General features: G+C 69.8%; 20 protein-coding genes. 3 read left to right on the forward strand and 17 right to left on the reverse strand.

Translation table 11 applies throughout. The features are described 5' to 3' along the window. Positions 1-109: 109 nt before the first annotated feature. From AOM45_RS47750 to AOM45_RS47830, 17 genes are all read right to left on the reverse strand, one after another. Positions 110-667 (reverse strand): TlpA family protein disulfide reductase, encoded by a 558-nt coding sequence (locus AOM45_RS47750; RefSeq protein WP_030473859.1) that lies wholly within the window; start codon positions 665-667, stop codon positions 110-112. Next, on the reverse strand, positions 664-1,293 hold the full coding sequence (locus tag AOM45_RS47755; RefSeq protein ID WP_030473860.1) for a histidine phosphatase family protein: 630 nt from the start codon (positions 1,291-1,293) through the stop codon (positions 664-666). The genes AOM45_RS47750 and AOM45_RS47755 overlap by 4 nt, the downstream gene beginning before the upstream one ends. Next, positions 1,290-2,585, reverse strand: coding sequence for a glutamate-1-semialdehyde 2,1-aminomutase (gene hemL / locus AOM45_RS47760; RefSeq protein ID WP_035913972.1), 1,296 nt, complete (start codon positions 2,583-2,585; stop codon positions 1,290-1,292). The genes AOM45_RS47755 and hemL overlap by 4 nt, the downstream gene beginning before the upstream one ends. 11 nt (positions 2,586-2,596) lie before the next feature. Then, positions 2,597-2,947, reverse strand: coding sequence for a hypothetical protein (locus AOM45_RS47765; protein ID WP_035913983.1), 351 nt, complete (start codon positions 2,945-2,947; stop codon positions 2,597-2,599). 5 nt (positions 2,948-2,952) lie between these two features. Continuing rightward, a complete protein-coding gene (gene mce1N / locus AOM45_RS47770) occupies positions 2,953-3,372 on the reverse strand; it encodes a transport-regulating membrane protein Mce1N (protein WP_030473863.1) in 420 nt (139 codons plus the stop codon). Then, entirely contained in the window at positions 3,372-3,977 is a 606-nt protein-coding gene (locus AOM45_RS47775) for a hypothetical protein (protein ID WP_030473864.1), read from the reverse strand. Before AOM45_RS47775 ends, mce1N begins: the two co-directional genes overlap by 1 nt. After that, positions 3,974-4,372, reverse strand: coding sequence for a hypothetical protein (locus AOM45_RS47780; RefSeq protein WP_030473865.1), 399 nt, complete (start codon positions 4,370-4,372; stop codon positions 3,974-3,976). Before AOM45_RS47780 ends, AOM45_RS47775 begins: the two co-directional genes overlap by 4 nt. Next, a complete protein-coding gene (locus AOM45_RS47785) occupies positions 4,369-4,815 on the reverse strand; it encodes a hypothetical protein (protein WP_051784796.1) in 447 nt (148 codons plus the stop codon). Before AOM45_RS47785 ends, AOM45_RS47780 begins: the two co-directional genes overlap by 4 nt. Before the next feature lie 91 nt (positions 4,816-4,906). Further along, positions 4,907-5,428 carry a hypothetical protein gene (locus AOM45_RS47790; RefSeq protein ID WP_051784797.1) on the reverse strand — a complete coding sequence of 174 codons (522 nt, stop codon included), beginning with the start codon at positions 5,426-5,428 and terminating at the stop codon, positions 4,907-4,909. Then, the gene (gene hemB / locus AOM45_RS47795) at positions 5,413-6,387 is read right to left on the reverse strand and encodes a porphobilinogen synthase (protein WP_030473868.1); all 975 of its coding nucleotides are present in this window, start codon (positions 6,385-6,387) and stop codon (positions 5,413-5,415) included. The genes AOM45_RS47790 and hemB overlap by 16 nt, the downstream gene beginning before the upstream one ends. A 78-nt stretch (positions 6,388-6,465) precedes the next feature. After that, a complete protein-coding gene (locus AOM45_RS47800; RefSeq protein WP_030473869.1) occupies positions 6,466-7,998 on the reverse strand; it encodes a bifunctional uroporphyrinogen-III C-methyltransferase/uroporphyrinogen-III synthase in 1,533 nt (510 codons plus the stop codon). Positions 7,999-8,016: 18 nt separating this feature from the next. Beyond that, positions 8,017-8,952: a hydroxymethylbilane synthase gene (gene hemC / locus AOM45_RS47805; protein ID WP_030473870.1), complete on the reverse strand. Its 936-nt coding sequence runs from the start codon at positions 8,950-8,952 to the stop codon at positions 8,017-8,019. Beyond that, entirely contained in the window at positions 8,949-10,265 is a 1,317-nt protein-coding gene (locus tag AOM45_RS47810; RefSeq protein ID WP_035913974.1) for a glutamyl-tRNA reductase, read from the reverse strand. Before AOM45_RS47810 ends, hemC begins: the two co-directional genes overlap by 4 nt. 37 nt (positions 10,266-10,302) lie before the next feature. After that, positions 10,303-11,058: a redox-sensing transcriptional repressor Rex gene (locus tag AOM45_RS47815; RefSeq protein ID WP_030473872.1), complete on the reverse strand. Its 756-nt coding sequence runs from the start codon at positions 11,056-11,058 to the stop codon at positions 10,303-10,305. Positions 11,059-11,226: 168 nt separating this feature from the next. Then, a complete protein-coding gene (locus AOM45_RS47820) occupies positions 11,227-12,696 on the reverse strand; it encodes a molybdopterin-dependent oxidoreductase (protein ID WP_030473873.1) in 1,470 nt (489 codons plus the stop codon). A gap of 233 nt (positions 12,697-12,929) precedes the next feature. Next, positions 12,930-13,169, reverse strand: a complete 240-nt coding sequence (locus AOM45_RS47825; protein ID WP_030473874.1) for a glutaredoxin family protein — start codon at positions 13,167-13,169, stop codon at positions 12,930-12,932. A 5-nt stretch (positions 13,170-13,174) separates the two neighbouring features. Continuing rightward, positions 13,175-14,650 carry an AMP-binding protein gene (locus AOM45_RS47830; RefSeq protein WP_030473875.1) on the reverse strand — a complete coding sequence of 492 codons (1,476 nt, stop codon included), beginning with the start codon at positions 14,648-14,650 and terminating at the stop codon, positions 13,175-13,177. A gap of 210 nt (positions 14,651-14,860) precedes the next feature. On the opposite strand from AOM45_RS47830, the gene AOM45_RS47835 reads away from it, so the two are divergent. From AOM45_RS47835 to AOM45_RS47845, 3 genes are all read left to right on the forward strand, one after another. Next, positions 14,861-15,436: a sigma-70 family RNA polymerase sigma factor gene (locus AOM45_RS47835; protein ID WP_236704103.1), complete on the forward strand. Its 576-nt coding sequence runs from the start codon at positions 14,861-14,863 to the stop codon at positions 15,434-15,436. 138 nt (positions 15,437-15,574) lie between these two features. Next, positions 15,575-16,567 (forward strand): DUF5667 domain-containing protein, encoded by a 993-nt coding sequence (locus AOM45_RS47840; RefSeq protein ID WP_051784798.1) that lies wholly within the window; start codon positions 15,575-15,577, stop codon positions 16,565-16,567. A gap of 41 nt (positions 16,568-16,608) precedes the next feature. Then, positions 16,609-17,505 (forward strand): HAD family hydrolase, encoded by an 897-nt coding sequence (locus AOM45_RS47845; protein WP_030473878.1) that lies wholly within the window; start codon positions 16,609-16,611, stop codon positions 17,503-17,505. Positions 17,506-17,717 lie beyond the last annotated feature (212 nt).

Here is a 17,717-nt window from a genome sequence, read left to right on the forward strand (position 1 = left end):
GTGCACGAAAGCTCCCCGCGTGCACGTCATGCTTGCGGACGCGGGGCCCCCGCGTTCCCCAGAAGGTTACGCGGGGCCCCCGCGTAACTTTTGGAACCACTCGAACGGGTTACTCCTTGGCCAGGTCGTCCAGGACGGGCTGGACGTCGGAGGCCAGCACCGGCACCAGGAACGCCGCCGCCACCTTGTGGTTCTTGTCCACGACGAACGTCGACGGCACGGTGTTGGCCGGAACACCCTTGAAAACGTTGATGAAACTGCGCGACGAAGCGTCGTAGATGGACGGATAGGTCAGCGACCGGTCCTTCATGAAGTCCCGCGGATGGTCCTTCGAGGTTTCCTTGACGTCCACCCCGAGCACCTGAGTCCCGGCTTCAAAAATCTTCTGCATCTCGGGCGCCTCGGTCCGGCAAGGCCCGCACCAGGCCCCCCAGACGTTGATCACGACGGGCTTGCCCGCGAAGTCCGAGAGCTTGACCGTCTTGCCCTCTTCAAGCAGGGACTCGCCTTCGAGCCCCTTGAGCTCCTTGCGCTCAGACGGCGCGTACCGGATCTTGACCTGCCCTCCGGGCGCGACGAGGTAGAACTCGCCCGCCCCGATCTGAGCAGCGTCCTTACCCGTAGAACACCCTGCAAGCAAAAGCACCAGCACCAGCAACCGCTTCATGCGCCGGTCACCCGAGGGTTGGTGACGCCGACAGGTTCCGAATAGGCGATCCGCACCAGCTGCTCTCCCTCGAAAATCAAGGAAGTCAATGAGGCGAGCGAACACTCACGACGACGAGGGTCGTGCCACATCCGCTTCCCCTCGAGGAACCGCCGCACCGTCCAAATGGGCAACTGATGCGAAACACAAACCGCCTCATGCCCTTCAGCGGCAGCCCGAGCCTTCTGCACCGCCCCCAACATCCGATGAGCGATCTCGATGTACGGCTCACCCCAAGACGGCTTGAACGGGTTGACCAACTTCGGCCAGTGCTGAGGGGACCTCAAAGCCCCGTCCCCCACAGCGACCTTCAACCCTTCGAACTGGTTGTCAGCCTCGATCAGCCGATCATCAGTGGCCAACTCCAACCGGTGCGAGTCAGCAATCGGAGAAGCGGTCTGCTGCGCCCGTTCCAACGGCGAAGCCACCACGTGCACGATGTCGTGGTCGGCAAGATGCTCGGCCACGGTCAATGCCTGCTTCTGCCCCCGCTCGGACAGCCGGAAACCGGGGATGCGGCCGTACAGGATGCCTGTCGGGTTGTGCACCTCACCGTGGCGGAGCAGGTGGACGACGGTGCGGGTCACTTGCGGGCCTCCTTGGCGGCACGGGCCGCGTGCGGCAGCGCGTCTGCGATCACGGCGAACTCCTCTTCACCCATGGCGGCGTTGACGAACCACGCCTCGAACGCCGACGGCGGGGCGTACACGCCTCGTTCCAGCAGCGCGTGGAAGAACGGCGGGAAGCGCCACGTCTCGCACGCCTGCGCGCCCGCGTAGTCCTTCACCTCCGAAGAACCGAAGAACACGCTCACCAGGTTCCCCGCGAACTGCACGCGGTGCTCGACACCTGCCTCGGTCAGGGCCGCCGTGAACAGCGCGCCCAGGCGCGTCGCGTTGCGGTCGAGGGCTTGGTAGACCTCCTCGTCCGCCGCGCGCAGCGTCGCGAGGCCCGCCGCCACCGCCACGGGGTTACCGGACAGCGTGCCCGCCTGGTAGACCGGGCCGGACGGCGCGAGGCGGGCCATCACGTCCGCGCGGCCGCCGAATGCCGCCGCCGGCAGGCCGCCGGACATGACCTTGCCGAACGTGTAGAGGTCGCCGCGGACGCGTTCCAGGCCGAACCAGCCCGCGCGGGAGACGCGGAAGCCGGTCATGACCTCGTCCATGATCAGCAGGGCGCCCTCGGCGTCGCAGATCTCCCGCAGGGTCGCGTTGAAGTCGGCACCCGGCGCGACCGCGCCCATGTTGCCCGCCGCGGCCTCGGTGATGATGCAGGCGATCTCGCCGGGGTTGTCGGCGAACGCCTTCCGCACGGCCTCGACGTCGTTGTACGGCAGCACGATCGTGTCCGCGGCCTGCGCGCCGGTGACGCCGGGCGAGGTCGGCAGGCCCAGCGTCGCGACGCCGGAACCGGCCTGGGCCAGCAGCGCGTCGACGTGACCGTGGTAGCAGCCGGCGAACTTGATGACCTTGCGCCGCTCGGTGAAACCGCGCGCGAGACGGATCGCGCTCATCGTGGCCTCGGTGCCCGAGTTGACCAGGCGGACCTGGCGGACCGGCTCGACGCGGTCGATCAGCTCGGCCGCGAGCTCGATCTCACCCTCGGTCGGCGTGCCGAACGAGAGCCCGGACGCCGCGGCCTTCTGCACGGCGGAGACCACGGACGGGTGGGCGTGCCCGAGGATCATCGGGCCCCAGGAGGCCACCAGGTCGACGTACCGGTTGCCGTCCGCGTCCCACAGGTGCGGGCCCTCGCCGCGCACCATGAAGCGCGGGGTGCCGCCAACGGAGTGGAACGCCCGCACCGGAGAGTTGACCCCGCCGGGGGTCAGCGCCGACGCGCGCTCGAACAGGGCCTGGGATCGACTGGCAGTCACGTGCCCCAGTCTCACACGTCGGCTTCCGCGGCTTTCTGCGGCCGGGTGCGCAGGGCCAGCACGACCTGCCGCACCGCGTCGAGTCCGAGGATCACTGCCAGCGTGACCGCGCCGACGGCGGTGCCCAGCCAGTTGCCGTGGTAGCGCGTGGAGATCAACGCCTCACGGCCCTCGAGCGGGTAGGCGAGCCGCACGACACCGCGGTTCCAGCACCACACGGCGACGATCGCGAGCAGGACGATCGCGACGACCTCGCCGGCGGCGATGAACCACCGCTTGGGCTGGTGCAGGCTGGGGCCGGCGTGCGGCGCCTCTTCGGGCTCTTCCACGACGGTCTCCGGCTCGGTCACAGCCTCTGTCACGTCGCTCACCCTCTCACGACCCTGCGCAGACCCGCGAGCAAGGCTTCCGGATCGCGTGCCCATCCCAGCACCACCGTGCCGTCGAGCAACCGCAACGGCACCGCCGTCGTCCCCTTGGGCACCGACCAGCCACCGCCGAGCACCCGCGCACCGGTCGGCGCACCGACGTCGCGGCAGGCCTCGATCATCGCGACCGGCAGCTTCTCCCGCCCGAACTGGGCTTCCTCGGCCGTCAACGTGACGCTGCCGGTCTTCACCCGCCCGTACACCCACAGCACCGCGCCGAGCGTGAGCCCGAGCCCCACGATCGTCCACAGCCCGACGGACGCGGGCCCGGTGATGAGCTCGACCAGGTACCCGGCGACGGCGAACGCGGGTCCCCACAGAAGCGGCCACCAGCTGCTGCCGGACTCCCGGTACAGCACTACCGCACGAACTTGTTCGAGGCGGGCAGGAACTGCAGCACCACCGCGGCAACGGTCAGCCCCATCACGACGATGCAGATGGCCACGCTCGCCTGCCACACCTGCGCACCCAGCGCGATGAACATGATCGCGATCATCGACATGAACCCGAGTGCGCCGAGCACCGTGAGCAGGATCCGCGCCCAGTTGTGCCCGTTGCGCAGCACGACCGCGAACGCGATGTACGGCGAGGCGGCCACGAGCATGGCGAAGCCGAACATCAGCGCCATGGCCCGCACGCCGAACTCGCCGACCTGACGCTCCTGCTCGGAGACGGACGCGTTGCCCTGGTTGAGGAAGTACTCGGTGTTGCCGAGCAACATCACCGGCAGCACCGCGACGGACAGCACCGCACCCGCGATCCAGATCCACATCGCGGCGGTGATCGTGGCGGGCCGCGACGGCGCCAGCTCCTGCGGCAGCACGGGCGCGAGCGGTGCCATCGAGAAGCTCGCCTGGCCGACGTGACTCACCTGGTAGTGCCCGGGAGTCTCCGCGGGCGGCGCCGGGTAGTGCCCCGCCGGGTTCTGCCACTGCACGTGGTCGGGGTTCTGCGGATCGGTCACGGCTCACGCACCTCCGCCACCCACTGTGCCGCAGCGCGCTGCCACGTGAACACGATTGCGGCACAGATGAGCAGCAGTGTGACCAGGTTCGCCGCGCTGACCCCGAGGAACAGGATCCAGATCATGTGCACGACCGCGACGACCGACAACGCGATCCGCGCCCAGTTCTTGTGGCGCAGGAACGTCCGGGTCAGCCAGGCGTAGGCCGCGGCGAAGAGCACCGCGATCGCGGTCAGCGTCAGCAGGAAACCCGTGACCTGCCCGGACGACCACTTGGTGAGCTCCTGCACCTGACCGCGCTGGAACCACAGTCCCGCGGTCGTGAACAGGACGAAGACGGCGATCGCGAGCCAGAGACCGACCGCGATGCGGACCGTCCTGGGCGTCTCCTTCACGTCAGCTGCTCGCGTTCGCTCAGGTACTCGGTCGACTGCCGGAAGTAGAAGAGCACGAGACCCGCCATGGCGATGAGCGCCGGGGTGATCGCGTACCCGTTGCCGATCATCTGGAAGAACAGGTTGAGCAGCACCGTGATCATCAGGCCGGTGCGGCTCTTCTTGGTGCCCGCCTTGACCTTGACGGCGAACCACACGGCGAGCGCGGCCAGCACGACGGAGACCACCAGCACGACGACGAGCGTCACCGTCGCCGAGGACTCGATCATCTCCGGGGTCAGCGCGGGGTCGGTGGTCCTGCTCTTGACCGCGTCGACCAGGGCCTGCTTGTTGGAGAGCTGGTAGACCGCGGCGAGCACCCAGAGGGCCGCACCGGCGACCACGAGCCAGTAGCCCGCGGTGATGGTGCCGGGGGTGGTGCCCGATTCCTTCGGAGACGTCACGGTCGCGAACTTAGGACGGCGGGAAGGCGCTGTCCACCGTGACGCGCGTCCTGAAGTGCGCGGACGGCCGGTGCGGAGATCGCGAACGACACTAAGTCCACGACGACGTGGAGGCGTTCGACGGCGCCCCGGCCACGCCGCGCCTCCCGAAGTGCCCGGACACCCGGTACATCAGCACGATCGCCGCCGCCTCCAGCACCGTCGTCACGAACGCGACCCCCAGGTCGACCGGACGCATCTCGACCCCGAGCTGCGCGGCCAGCCCGCTGAAGAACGCCACGAGCCGGAACAGTCCGAACGCGACGGACGCGGCACCCAGCACCGTCAGCACGATCCGGGCCCAGTTGCGGCCGCGCGCCATCGTGTTCGCCAGCCGCGTGTACGCGACCAGGAACGCGACGGCGATCAGCAGGCCGAACATGACGCCGCCGTTCACGCCGGCGTCGATCTGGTCCTGGCCGAGCTCCGGGTTCTGCCTGCGCGCCTCGGCCACGAGCGTCTCGCGGTCGAAGAGCTGTGCGACGAACCGCACCATGCCGATGCTCGCGCTGGTGATCCACAGCCAGCGCGAGACGTCGATCAGCTTCGGTACCGGGGTCAGCGGTCGAGCCACCGCGCCGCTTCCACGGCCCAGTACGTGAGGACGATGTCCGCGCCGGCACGCCGGATCGAGGTGAGCGACTCGAGGATCGAGCGCTCGCGGTCGATCCAGCCGTTGCGGGCGGCGGCCTCGATCATCGCGTACTCACCGGAGATCTGGTACGCCGCAACGGGAACGTCCGACACCTCGGCGACGGAACGCAGCACGTCCAGGTACAGCAGCGCCGGCTTGACCATGACCATGTCCGCGCCCTCGGCGAGGTCCAGCTGCACCTCGCGCATCGCCTCGCGGGCGTTCGCGGGGTCCTGCTGGTAGGTCTTGCGGTCGCCGGCGAGCTGCGACTCCACGGCCTCGCGGAACGGGCCGTAGAACGCCGAGGCGTACTTGACCGCGTAGGCGAGGATGCCGGTGTCGGTGAAGCCCGCGACGTCCAGGGCGTTGCGGATGAAGGCGATCTGGCCGTCCATCATGCCGCTCGGGCCGACGACGTGGGCGCCGGCGCGGGCCTGGGCCACCGCCAGCTCGCCGTAGGCCTCGAGGGTCGCGTCGTTGTCCACGGTGCCATCGGCGGCGAGCACGCCGCAGTGGCCGTGGTCGGTGAACTCGTCGAGGCAGCAGTCCGACATCAGCACGGTGCTGTCGCCGAGCTCCGCCCGCAGGTCGCCCAGCGCGGCGTTGAGGATGCCGTCCGGGTCGGTGCCGGCGGAACCGACGGCGTCGCGCTCGGCGGGGACGCCGAACAGCATGATGCCGCCGACGCCCGCCTGCACGGCCTCGACCGCGGCCTTCCGCAACGAGTCACGCGTGTGCTGGAGAACGCCGGGCATGCTCGCGATCTCGGCGGGCGCGTTCAGGCCTTCCTTGACGAACATCGGCAGCACGAGCTGCCTCGGGCGCACCTCGGTCTCGGAGACCAGGCGGCGCATGGCGGGCGTCGTGCGCAGTCGCCTCGGCCGGTGAAGTGGGTACATCGTCTGACTCCCTGACGGAGAGAGTCGAAGGGGCCACCCAAAAACTTCTTGAGTGGCCCCGACGGCTTCAGTTTGATTCTAGCTGCGGCGCAGACGCTTGGTCTTGCGCGGAGGAGGCAGCGCTCCCTCGGCGCGCAACCGGGCGGCGTGGGCGGCCAGCGCGTCGACCAGCGCGGGCACGTTCGCCTCCTCCGGCTGCACGTCGACCCGGAGGCCGAACTCCCGCGCCGTCTCGGCGGTCTGCGGGCCGATGCACGCGACGAGCGTGCGGGCGTGCGGCTTGCCCGCGATGCCGACCAGGTTCCGCACGGTCGACGACGAGGTGAAGCACACCGCGTCGAAGCCACCGGACTTGATCATCTCGCGGGTGTCGGCGGGCGGCGGGGCCGCACGCACGGTGCGGTACGCCGTCACGTCGTCGATCTCCCAGCCACGCTCACGAAGGCCGGCGGCCAGCGTCTCGGTGGCGATGTCGGCCCGCGGCAGCAGCACGCGGTCGACCGGGTCCAGGATGTCGTCGTAGGGCGGGAAGTCGTTGAGGAGACCCTCGGACGACTGCTCACCGGACGGCACGAGCTCGGGGATGATGCCGAACGAGCGCACCTTCGCGGCCGTGGCCTCGCCGACGCAGGCGATCTTCACGCCGGAGAACGCACGGGCGTCCAGACCGAACTCGCGGAACTTCTCCCACACCGCGCGGACGGCGTTGGTCGAGGTGAAGACGACCCACTGGTAGCGGCCGTCGACCAGGCCCTTGACCGAACGCTCCATCTGCGCGGGGCTGCGCGGCGGCTCGACCGAGATCGTCGGCACCTCGACGGCGATCGCGCCGTGCGAGTGCAGACGCTCGCTCATCGCGCCGGCCTGCTCCTTGGTCCGCGGGACCAGCACGCGCCAGCCGTACAGCGCCCGCGACTCCCACCAGGAGAGCTTCGAGCGAGCGGCGGCGGCGGCACCGACCGTGACGACCAGCGGGCCGTTCAGCTCACCGGCGTCCGCGGCCACGGAGGCCAGCGTCGTGTCGATGGTGCGCTGCTGGAAGCCGGTGCCCTCGGCGGTCACGGCGACCGGGGTCTGCGGCGCGAGGCCGTTCTCGACCAGGTTCGACGCGGCCTCTGCCAGGTGCGAACCGGTCGCGTGCAGCACGAGCGTGCCGGGCGAGGCGGCGAGGCCCGCCCAGTCCGTCACGGCGCGCACGTCGACCTCGGTGTGCACGCCGCCGAGCGCGACACCCGCGTAGGCGGGGACCGCGGTGCCCGAGGGCACGCCGGGAACGACGTCGAACGGGATCGTCGACTTCGCGACGGCCTGCGCTTCCTTCACGACCGAGTCGAGCGTCAGCGGGTCACCGGCGACGAGACGGACGACGGTCGCACCGTTCTTCGCCTCGTTCACCAGGTCCTTGGCCACGTCGGCGGACTCACCGACAGCGGGGCGGACCTCGACTCCCTCGGCCACGGTCGCGAGGACGTCCGACGGGACGTCCGGGTCGGTCACCACGAGTTCAGCCCTGGTGAGCAAGTCGTGGGCCCGGACCGTGAGCAGCCCGGTGTCGCCGGGGCCGGAGCCCACGAAGGCGATGCGTCCGGGGGTCTTGCGTGCGCGGGTCATCAGGGCACTCCCCATCGATTACGCCTCTGGGCCGCTGAGAACCGCGGCCCCGAGGTCGAGCAACTCGGCGGCCAGCGCCCGGCCGAGTCCCTCAGCTTCGGTCAAGTCACCGGTGGCGGACGCCCGGAGGAGATCGTTCTCCGGCGTCGCAGCGACCCCGCGCAGGGAAAGCCGGTACACGACCTTGCCCTCGTCGTCGAGGTCTTCCACCACATCGGCCAGCGCGCCGACCGGCGCGCTGCAGCCCGCCTCGAGCGCGGCCAGCATGGCGCGCTCCGCGGTCACAGCGGCCCGGCTGGCCGAATCGTCCAGAGTGGACTGGATCAGGTGCTCGGCGTCGACGTCGTCGACCCGGCACTCGACTGCCAACGCGCCCTGTGCGGGCGCGGGAAGCATCTGGATGGGCTCCAGCGTCTCGGTGATCTCGTCAGCGCGACCGAGGCGCGCGATGCCGGCACGGGCCAGCACGACGGCGTCGAGCTCTCCACTGCGGACCTTGCCGATGCGCGTGTCCACGTTGCCGCGCAACGGAACGATGTTCAGCCCGAGACCCAAGGCCTCCAGCTGGGCCGCGCGGCGGGGAGATCCGGTGCCCACAGTGGACCCCGGCAGCAGCTCGCCGAGCGTGAGACCGTCGCGCGCCACGAGCGCGTCGCGCGGGTCCTCGCGCTGGGGCACAGCCGCGAGCACCAGACGCGAGTCCGGCGCCGTCGGGAGGTCCTTGTAGGAGTGGACGGCGACGTCGATCTCACCGTTCGCGAGCGCGTCGCGCAGCGCGGACGTGAAGACGCCGATGCCGATCTGCGCGATCGGGGCGTCGGACAGGTCACCCGGCGTCTTGATGACGACGATCTCGACCTGAGCTCCGGCCGCCTTGAGCGCCTCGGCCACGGTCCCCGTCTGGGCGAGCGCCAGCGCGCTGCCACGGGTACCGATCCGTAGGGTGCGGGTCACCGCGTTTCACCATCCACAGGAGCTTGCTTGGTCTGACTGACAACCCCAGGCGTCTGGGGGTCGAGCCCGAACAGTTCGCGGAGAGCCTCCGCGTAGCCGGTACCACCAGGTGCGGAGGCGAGCTCCTTCACCCGGACGGTCGGCGTGTGCAGGAGCTTGTCTACAACGCGGCGCACCGTCTTGGCCAATTCACCGCGTGTCGCGGCGTCCAGTTCGGGAAGTCGCGAATCAAGACGGAGGAGCTCGGCGTCGACCACCTCGGCCGCGCGCTTGCGCAGGGCCGTGACGGTCGGCGTGACCTCGGCGGAGCGCTGGCCTGCGAGGTACGCCTTCACCTCGTCGGCGACCAGCTGCGCGGCGAGCCGCGCGTCCTGGCCGGAGGGCGCGTCCGAGAGACGCCGCTGCAGCGTTTCCAGGTCCACCACACGAACGTTCGGCAGTTCCGCCGCGGCCGGGTCGACGTCCTTGGGCAGGCCCAGGTCGCACATCACCAGCGGACGCGAACGCTTGCTGATCATGTCCGCGCGCACGACCGTGTCGACCGACCCGGTGCACGCGAAGACGATGTCCGCGAGATCGATTTCGGCACCCAGCGCGGTGAGGTCGACAGCCGTCGCGGGGACGCCTTCCGCCTTCAGCGACGTGGCGAGACGCACACCGTTGGCCTGCGTCCGGTTCGCGATGACGACCTCGCCGACGCCCGCCCTGCGCAGGTGCGCGGCGGCCAACCCGCCCATCGCACCGGCGCCGACGAGCAGCGCCCGCTTGCCGACGAGCGTGCCGAGCTGGGCCTCCGCGTCACCGAGCGCCTCGGACACGACCGACGCGCCCGCGTGGTCGATGCCGGTCTCGGCGTGCACGCGCTTGCCGACGCGCAACGCGTTCTGGGTGAGCTCGTGGACGGTCCTGCCGACGGTGCCCGCCTCGTCCGCCGCCGCGTACGCACCGCGCAGCTGGCCGAGGATCTGGGACTCGCCGACGACCATCGAGTCGAGGCCCGCCGCGACGGAGAACAGGTGCTCCACGGCAGCGGCGGCGTAATGCACGTAAAAGTGCTCGTAGAGCGACTGCGGGTCGACCTGGGCGTGCTGCGCGAGGACCTCGACGACCTCGGACATGCCGCCGTGGAACGACTCGACGACGGCGTAGACCTCGACCCTGTTGCAGGTCGACAGGACCATCGCCTCGGAGACGCTGGGGGCGGCGAGCAGCTGGCCGAGGACCTTGGGCAGGTTCGGCTCGGCCACGGTGACGCGTTCCAGGACCGGGACTGGGGCGGTGCGGTGCGACAGACCGACTACGAGCACACTCATGCACTCACCACGTCTGCCGGAGCCGTCTGGCTCACGCTCACGGGCGAATCACCATCCCGTCCACACCGAGTCCGTTGTTGCCGTTCGAGACGCTGGCAGCCTCGTCCGCACGTCGAGCAACGTGGAACGACAGGATCTGCATCTCGACCGCCAAGTCAACCTTGCGCACCTCGACGTTGTCTGGAACCTGAAGGACAACCGGTGCGAAGTTCAGAATGCACTGGACGCCCGCAGATACCAAACGGTCGCAAACCGACTGAGCCGCCGGCGGCGGCGTCGCGATGACGCCGATCGACACCTCGCGTTCGAGGCAGACCGCGGTGATCTCGTCGATGTGGTTGACAGGTATGCCCCCAACAGGCACTCCGATGAGATCGGCGTCCACGTCGAAGAGGGCGGTGACCGGGAAGCCGCGGCCGGGGAAGCCGCCGTAGTTGGCCAGAGCGTGACCAAGGTTACCGATGCCCACGACGGCCACGGAGTGGTTGCGGGTGAGGCCGAGGATGCGCTCGATGTGGCTCACGAGGACCTCGACGTCGTACCCGACGCCCCTCGTGCCGTACGAGCCGATGTAGCTCAGGTCCTTGCGGAGCTTCGCCGCGTTGACGCCCGCGGCCTGGCTGAGCTCCTCGCTCGAGACCGCGGTCACGCCCTGGTCGGCCATGCCGGACAGCACGCGGAGGTACACGGCGAGCCTGGCCACCGCCGCCTCGGGGATCGCACGGGCGCGCTCCCTGTCGGCAGGCTCCAGAGGGGTGGCGGTCGTCTCACCTTCGCCCCGCTGTGATGCCACGCTCTCCGACCTCCGGGTGTGCTTCACCGCAGAGACCCCGCGGCGTTGGTGATACCCACACCGTACCGCTTGTGAACGCATGCACAAAGTCGGCCGAACCGGGTCACGGCGCTGGTCACAGGGCGTGACCAGCGCTTCGTCAGTTCATGATCACTACGGGGTGAGGCGCTACTCGACGGTGAAGGTGACCGAGTGCCAGCCCGTCGCACCGTCGGGAACCGGGTCCAGGCGCGCCTGGTCCTGGGTGTAGCCGGACTTGTCGGTGGCCCGGCACTCGACCGTGTGACTGCCCGGCCGCAGGTCCATCTCGATCCGCCACATCCGCCAGGTGCTGTCGCTGACGTCGGCCCCGAGCTGGGCCTCCTGCCACGGCCCTCCGTCGGCCCTGACCTCGACCTTGGCCACGCCCTTGGGCTGCGCCCACGCGGTTCCCGCCACGACGGTCCTGCCCTGGACCTTGCCCATGCGTCTGGGCCGGTCGATCCGCGACATCGTCTTGATCGGCGCCCGCGCGGCCCAGCCCCGCGGGATCCAGTAGCCCTGCTCCTTCGCGAACGTGGTGACGTTGAGGTCGGTGACCCACTTCGTCGCGGAGACGTAGCCGTACAGACCCGGCACCACGAGCCGTGCGGGGAACCCGTGCTCGGCGGGCAGCGGCTGACCGTTCATGCCGATGGCGATCAGCCCGCGTTCGAGGACGTGGTCGAGCGGGCTGCCGGCCGTGAACCCGTCGTCGCTGGTGCTGAACAGCTGGTCGGCGCCCGCCTTCACGCCGGCCTCCCGCAGCACGTCGCCGATCCTGATGCCGACGAAGTTGGCGTTCGAGATGTACGGCCCGCCGACCTCGTTGGAGACGCAGGTCAGCGTGATGGTCTCCTCCACGAGGTCCCGGTTCCGGATCTCCTCGAACGTGAGCACCATCGGCCGCTCGACCATCCCGTGGACCCGCAGCGCCCACTCCTCGGCCCGGATGCGCGGCACGCTCAGCGCGGTGTCGATCCGGTAGAAGTCGTCGCCGCTGGTGATGAAGCTCGGCGTCCCGTCCTTGACGAAGTCCGCGCCGACCGGGACCTCGGGCGCCTTCGTCTTCGGCGTGAGGTCGCCGATGGCCCGGCGCGAGCCCTCGACGTCGGTCCGGTTGCCCAGCAGCTGACCCCCGACGCCCGCCGCGACCGCCAGCCCGGCCGTGACCAGGAAGTCGCGCCGGGAGCCGTCCTCCTCGGTCTGCTGGTGCAGGCGGCGGAAGACCCAGAGGCCGGCGGCGATGCTGGCGACGGGTGCGAGGAGGGCGAGCTGGCCGACGTCCGGCCTGGTCAGGACAGCGGCGATGCCCACGAGCCCCAGCACGACCGCCACCACCGACCCCGGTGTGGGGCTGTTCCTGCTGGCCAGACCGGCCGCGATCCCGATGCCCGCGAGGACCAGCGCCATGCCGGTGAGCAGCACGGCCTTGTCGTACGTGCCGAACGCGGTGACCGCGAAGTCCTTCAGCCACGACGGCGTGAGGTCGATCGCGGCGTTGCCCACCGCGAGGTACGGCGAGGCGCTCAGCCCCACGAACGCCGCCACCAGGTGCCCCGCCGCGAGGGCGGCGACGATCGCGAGCAGTCCGGTGAGCGCGGCCTTGGCGGGCTTCATGCCTCTCATTCGACACCCGCACGGCCCTGGTTCGCTCGGGCCGTAAGGGCCCGGTAAGCACCTGCGCCGCCCGAGACTCACCGCACGCGGGGCCCTTTCGTGCGCACATGGTGAACGAAAGCTCCCCGCGTGCACTCGGCAGCTACGCGGAGAGCGCCGCCCGAGCCTGACGGCACACGGGGACCCTTCGTACCTTCCTGGAGTACGAAAGCTCCCCGCGTACTTTGAAACAGCTACGCGGAGAGCGCCGCCCGCAGGCGGTCCTCCTCCACCTTCCAGTACCCGTGCTCGGCCCCGTCGACGAGGAACACCGGCACCCGGTCGCCGTACTCGGCGCGCAGCTCCGGGTCGCTGTCGACGTCCTCGACGGACCAGGTGGCGCCGAGGTCCGCGCAGATCCGCTCGATCTCCACGGCCGCCTCCTCGCAGGCGTGGCACGAGACCCGGCTCATCAACGTCACGTGGTGGCTCATGCCCGTCATGCTCCCAGCGGCTTGCGCAGCACGGCGCGCGCCAGCTTGCCGGTCGGCGAGTGCGGCAGGGCCGGGGCGAACTCCACCGACGTCGGCACCTTGAACTTGGCCAGCCGCGCGGCGCAGTGGGCCACGACCTCCTCCGAGGTCAGCTGCTGCCCGTCGCGCAGCACGAGGACGACCTTCACCGACTCGCCGGTCTTCTCGTCCGGCACGCCGACGGCCGCGGCCTCCAGCACCTCGGGCATCTCGCAGAGGACCTGCTCGACCTCGTGCGGGTAGACGTTGAACCCGTTCACGATGATCAGGTCGCCCGCGCGGTCCACCAGGTGCAGGTCGCCGTCGGCGTCGATGAAGCCGACGTCGCCCGTGCGGAACCAGCCGGAGGAGTCCGGGCCGTGGGCGCCGTCGGGCCAGTAGCCGCTGAAGAGGTTGTCGCCCTTCGCGGAGACCAGCCCGGTGCCGGGCTCGTCCTCGTCGATGTCGAGCACCGAGCCGTCCGTGTCGACCAGGCGGATCTCGACGCCCGGCAGCGCCTGCCCGACCGAACCGGGCTTGGGCACGCCGCCGACCAGCGTGGACGTCAGCACGGGGCCGGTCTCGGTGAGGCCGTAGCCCTCGTAGATCGGGATGCCGATCGCGCCCCGCATCTCCGCGATGACCCCGCCGGGCAGCGGCGCGGCGCCGGAGGTGAACAGGCGGACGGTGGCGAGCTTCTCGCGCAGCACCTCGACCGGGTTCGCGAGCAGCGCCCGGTACATGGGCGGCACGCCGACCATCGTCGTGACGCGGTGCTCCTCGATGACGTCCAGCGCGTTCGCGGCCTCGAAGCGCTCCAGCAGGATCGCCGTGGCGCCCGCGCCCGCGACCTGCAGCAGGCCGGGGCCGAGGCCGTATACGTGGAACAACGGCAGCGCGAGCAGCACCCGGTCGCCCGCCGTCACCGGTGCCGGCCGCAACGAGGCGCACTGGGCGACGTTCGCGAGCAGCGCGCGGTGGGACAGCATCGCGCCGCGCGGCACCCCGGACGTGCCGGAGGTGTAGCCGAGCACCGCGAGGTCCTCGCCGCCGCGGACGGCCTCGAACGGCTCGGCGGTGGCCGTGACGTCCGGAACGTCCAGGACCTGGGCGTCGGAGCCCTCACCGTCACCGATCAGCAGGCCGGCGCCGGAGTCGGCGAGGATGCGCTGGAGCTCACGCGGCGGGTTGCCGGGGCCGGTGGGCACCACCACACCGCCCGCGCGGAGAATTCCGAACACAGCGACCACGAACTCGGGACTGGTTGGCAGCCGCACCGCCACTCGGTCGCCAGGTTCGAGACCGGAATCGGCCAAACGGCGGGCGAAAGCGTCGACCGCGCCGTCGATGGTTTCCCACGTGAGGCTCTTTCCGCTCGTCACGTCGACCAACGCGACGTGGCTGGGTCCCCGCTGTGCCGAAGCACGGACCAGATCTGAGACATTGCGAGCGGAAGTCAACATGGCCTCCTCATGAACAACTGGACGCTTCGAGCAGTCTTCCACGCGTGACGAGCGTCATGAAGCCGCGGTTGGTACGTCTCCACATCGCGACCCGTCCACTACCTACTACGGAGTAACCACACGTATGCTGCCGCCACGGCGACTCTGTGGAGGTGCCGCCAGCCGATGACTGCAAGGGCACGACCGACCACGATCAGGACCACCCGGGGCATGACGGGAGGTCAGCACGACAACACCGGCGACGAGCCGTGGCAGCTCGTCAAGGCCGCCCAGGAGGGTGACACCGACGCGTTCGGCGTGCTCTACGACCAGTACGTCGACATGGTGTTCCGTTATGTCCTCTTCCGGGTGGGTGGCGACCGCGCGTTCGCGGAGGACGTGACGAGCGAGACGTTCCTGCGCGCGCTGCGGAGCATCGGCTCGGTCAGCTACCAGGGCCGGGACGTGGGTGCGTGGTTCGTGACGATCGCCCGCAACATCGTGTTCGACCACGTGAAGTCCAGCCGGTACCGGCTCGAGGTCACGACGGCCGAGCTCCAGGACAACCGCGAGGAGACGAGCGGCCCTGAGCAGGAGGTCATGACCGAGGCGACCAACGCGGAGCTGCTCCGGTGCGTTTCCCAGTTGGGTGACGACCAGCAGGAGTGCATCCGGCTGAGGTTCATCGAAGGCAAGTCGGTGTCCGAGGTGGCGGAGCTGATGGACCGCAACGAGGGCGCCGTGAAGGCCCTGCAACACCGGGCCGTGAGGCGGCTCGCACAGATCCTCCCGTCGTGGTTGCGGTGATCGCGATCGCAGACGCGTAACCCAAAGCAGATCAACTTCGTTACTCGGGCTGAGATGGACGGCAAGGGAAGAACACCGCGGTGGCGGCAGACGGAGCACGAGCGATTCGCCCGTGCCGTTGAAGGCGGCCCTCAACCGGTGGGCGGCGACGACTTCGCGGAGGACCTCGCGATAGTCGAGCTCCTCCGGCGCATGGACGTGGGCCCCGACGCCGAGACCCGCGAGCGCATGAAACAGCGCGTCCTCACCGCACCTCCACCCGAGAAGCCCCTGGCGCTCTCGTCGGTAAGACGCGTGGGAGCGCGCGCACGGTTGGCAGTCGCGGCAGCCGCGGTCCTCTGCCTGCTGATGTCGCTCGGAGGCATGAGTGTGCTGCTCAGCCGTGACGCGCTCCCGGGAGACCCGCTCTACGGCATCAAGCGCACCACCGAGAACGCCTCCCTCGGCCTGACCTTCGACGACGAGTCCCGAGCCCTCAAGCACCTCGAGTTCGCCGCCTCCAGGGTCACGGAGATGGAAACCCTGGCAGACCGCGACTCGACGTCAGCGGCTCAACTCACAGCCCTGAACGACCTGGACACGGACGCAGCCGAAGGCTCACGCCAACTGACCGCCTACGCGACGACGTCCGACAAGACGGCCCTCCCGGCCCTCCGCGACTGGGCCCTGGCCCAGTACGTGAAGCTGGGCACCCTGCGCCCCCGCCTGCCAGCAGACGCAGGCGCCCACGCCGACACGACGATGTGGCTCCTCGCGAGCATCGCCCAACGAGCCCACGACCTGTCAGCCCGCACCAACTGCACCACCGTGACCAGCGGCAACAGCGACACCCTCGGCCCCCTCCCGGCCAAGGGCGAGTGCGCGGCAGCCACCACGGACCCGAACTCCTCCTCGAACCGCACCCCCACCCCGCCCCAACCGACGCAGCCCGGCCAACCGGCCCAGTCAGGCGCCCCGAAGCCGTCAACCGAGCCGAGCGTGTCCCTGCTCCCGAACCCGTCGGCCCCGAAGAACCCGACCTCGGGCACCCAAGCCCCCCAGCCGTCGGGCAAGCCGGAAATCACCATCCCGCTCCCCCTGCCGCTCCCGAGCATCAGCCTCCCGCTGCTCCCGGGAATCAGCTTCGGCTGAGTCGACCCCGTCCTCACGGACCTGATCGCTAGGCTTGTGACATGGCAGGCAAGCGTGACGTGGAGAGCGACCGGCTGGCCGAACTAGCCGGCGAGGCATCGGCAGAGGCGGCGATCCAAGCTGCCGCAATGGCGCCAGAGCTCGAAGCGTCGCTGTCGGTCCCCCCAGACCTGACCGCCGCAGCCTTCTTCGACGTGGACAACACGATGATGATGGGCGCCTCGATCTTCCACTTCGCCCGAGGCCTGGCAGCCCGCAAGTACTTCTCGTCCAGCGACCTCGCAGGCTTCGTCTGGCAGCAGCTGAAGTTCCGAGTAGGCGGCCGAGAAGACCCGGAATCCGTCAAGGCCTCCCGCGAACAGGCCCTCTCCTTCGTAGCGGGCCGCAGCGTCGCCGAACTCGTCTCCCTGGGCGAGGAGATCTACGACGAGCTGATGGCCGACCGCATCTGGAAGGGCACCCAAGCCCTGGCCCAAATGCACCTGGACGCAGGCCAACGAGTCTGGCTGGTGACCGCCACTCCCGTAGAGCTCGCCCAAATCATCGCCAGGCGCCTCGGCCTGACCGGCGCCCTGGGCACGGTCTCCGAATCAGAAGACGGCGTCTACACCGGCCGCCTGGTGGGCGACCTCCTCCACGGCAAGGCCAAGGCCCAGGCAGTCCGCTCCCTGGCTGCCAAGGAGGGCCTGGACCTGCGGCGCTGCACGGCCTACTCGGACTCGTCGAACGACGTCCCGATGCTCTCAGTGGTGGGCACAGCAGTAGCGGTGAACCCGGACTCACAACTGCGAGAAATCTCCCGCAGAAAAGGCTGGGAAATCCGAGACTTCAGGACGGGCAGAAAAGCAGCAAAGATCGGCGTCCCGTCAGTCCTGGGCGCAGGCGCCCTGGCGGGAGCAGTAGCAGCCACCCTGGCATACCGCCGCAGGGTGAAATAAGCCCGAGGCCGAAGGCGAGGCACGCGAAGCCGAAGCCGAGCAAGCTTTCACGTGCGGTTCCGGTGGGTTGGTCCCGTCACGAGTCGTGCCACAGCTCTCGCCACCTCCTGGTACGGCTTGTGACGGGACCAACCCACCCGAACCGCACGCCTACGCAGCAGCAAGCCGCCCAAAGCACCAGGCGTGCCATCAACCCGCAGGCGGCGCTGGCC

Origin of the sequence: Lentzea aerocolonigenes (assembly GCF_000974445.1) — a bacterium.
GTDB classification, from domain to species: Bacteria; Actinomycetota; Actinomycetes; order Mycobacteriales; family Pseudonocardiaceae; genus Lentzea; species Lentzea aerocolonigenes.

Coding starts and splice junctions, on each gene's coding strand:
- AOM45_RS47810 (WP_035913974.1), bottom strand. CDS start 10,265: ATGAGTGTGCTCGTAGTCGGTCTGTCGCACCGCACCGCCCCAGTCCCG.
- AOM45_RS47845 (WP_030473878.1), top strand. CDS start 16,609: ATGGCAGGCAAGCGTGACGTGGAGAGCGACCGGCTGGCCGAACTAGCC.
- AOM45_RS47820 (WP_030473873.1), bottom strand. CDS start 12,696: ATGAAGCCCGCCAAGGCCGCGCTCACCGGACTGCTCGCGATCGTCGCC.
- AOM45_RS47750 (WP_030473859.1), bottom strand. CDS start 667: ATGAAGCGGTTGCTGGTGCTGGTGCTTTTGCTTGCAGGGTGTTCTACG.
- hemB (WP_030473868.1), bottom strand. CDS start 6,387: ATGTACCCACTTCACCGGCCGAGGCGACTGCGCACGACGCCCGCCATG.
- AOM45_RS47830 (WP_030473875.1), bottom strand. CDS start 14,650: ATGTTGACTTCCGCTCGCAATGTCTCAGATCTGGTCCGTGCTTCGGCA.
- AOM45_RS47835 (WP_236704103.1), top strand. CDS start 14,861: ATGACGGGAGGTCAGCACGACAACACCGGCGACGAGCCGTGGCAGCTC.
- AOM45_RS47825 (WP_030473874.1), bottom strand. CDS start 13,169: ATGAGCCACCACGTGACGTTGATGAGCCGGGTCTCGTGCCACGCCTGC.
- AOM45_RS47800 (WP_030473869.1), bottom strand. CDS start 7,998: ATGACCCGCGCACGCAAGACCCCCGGACGCATCGCCTTCGTGGGCTCC.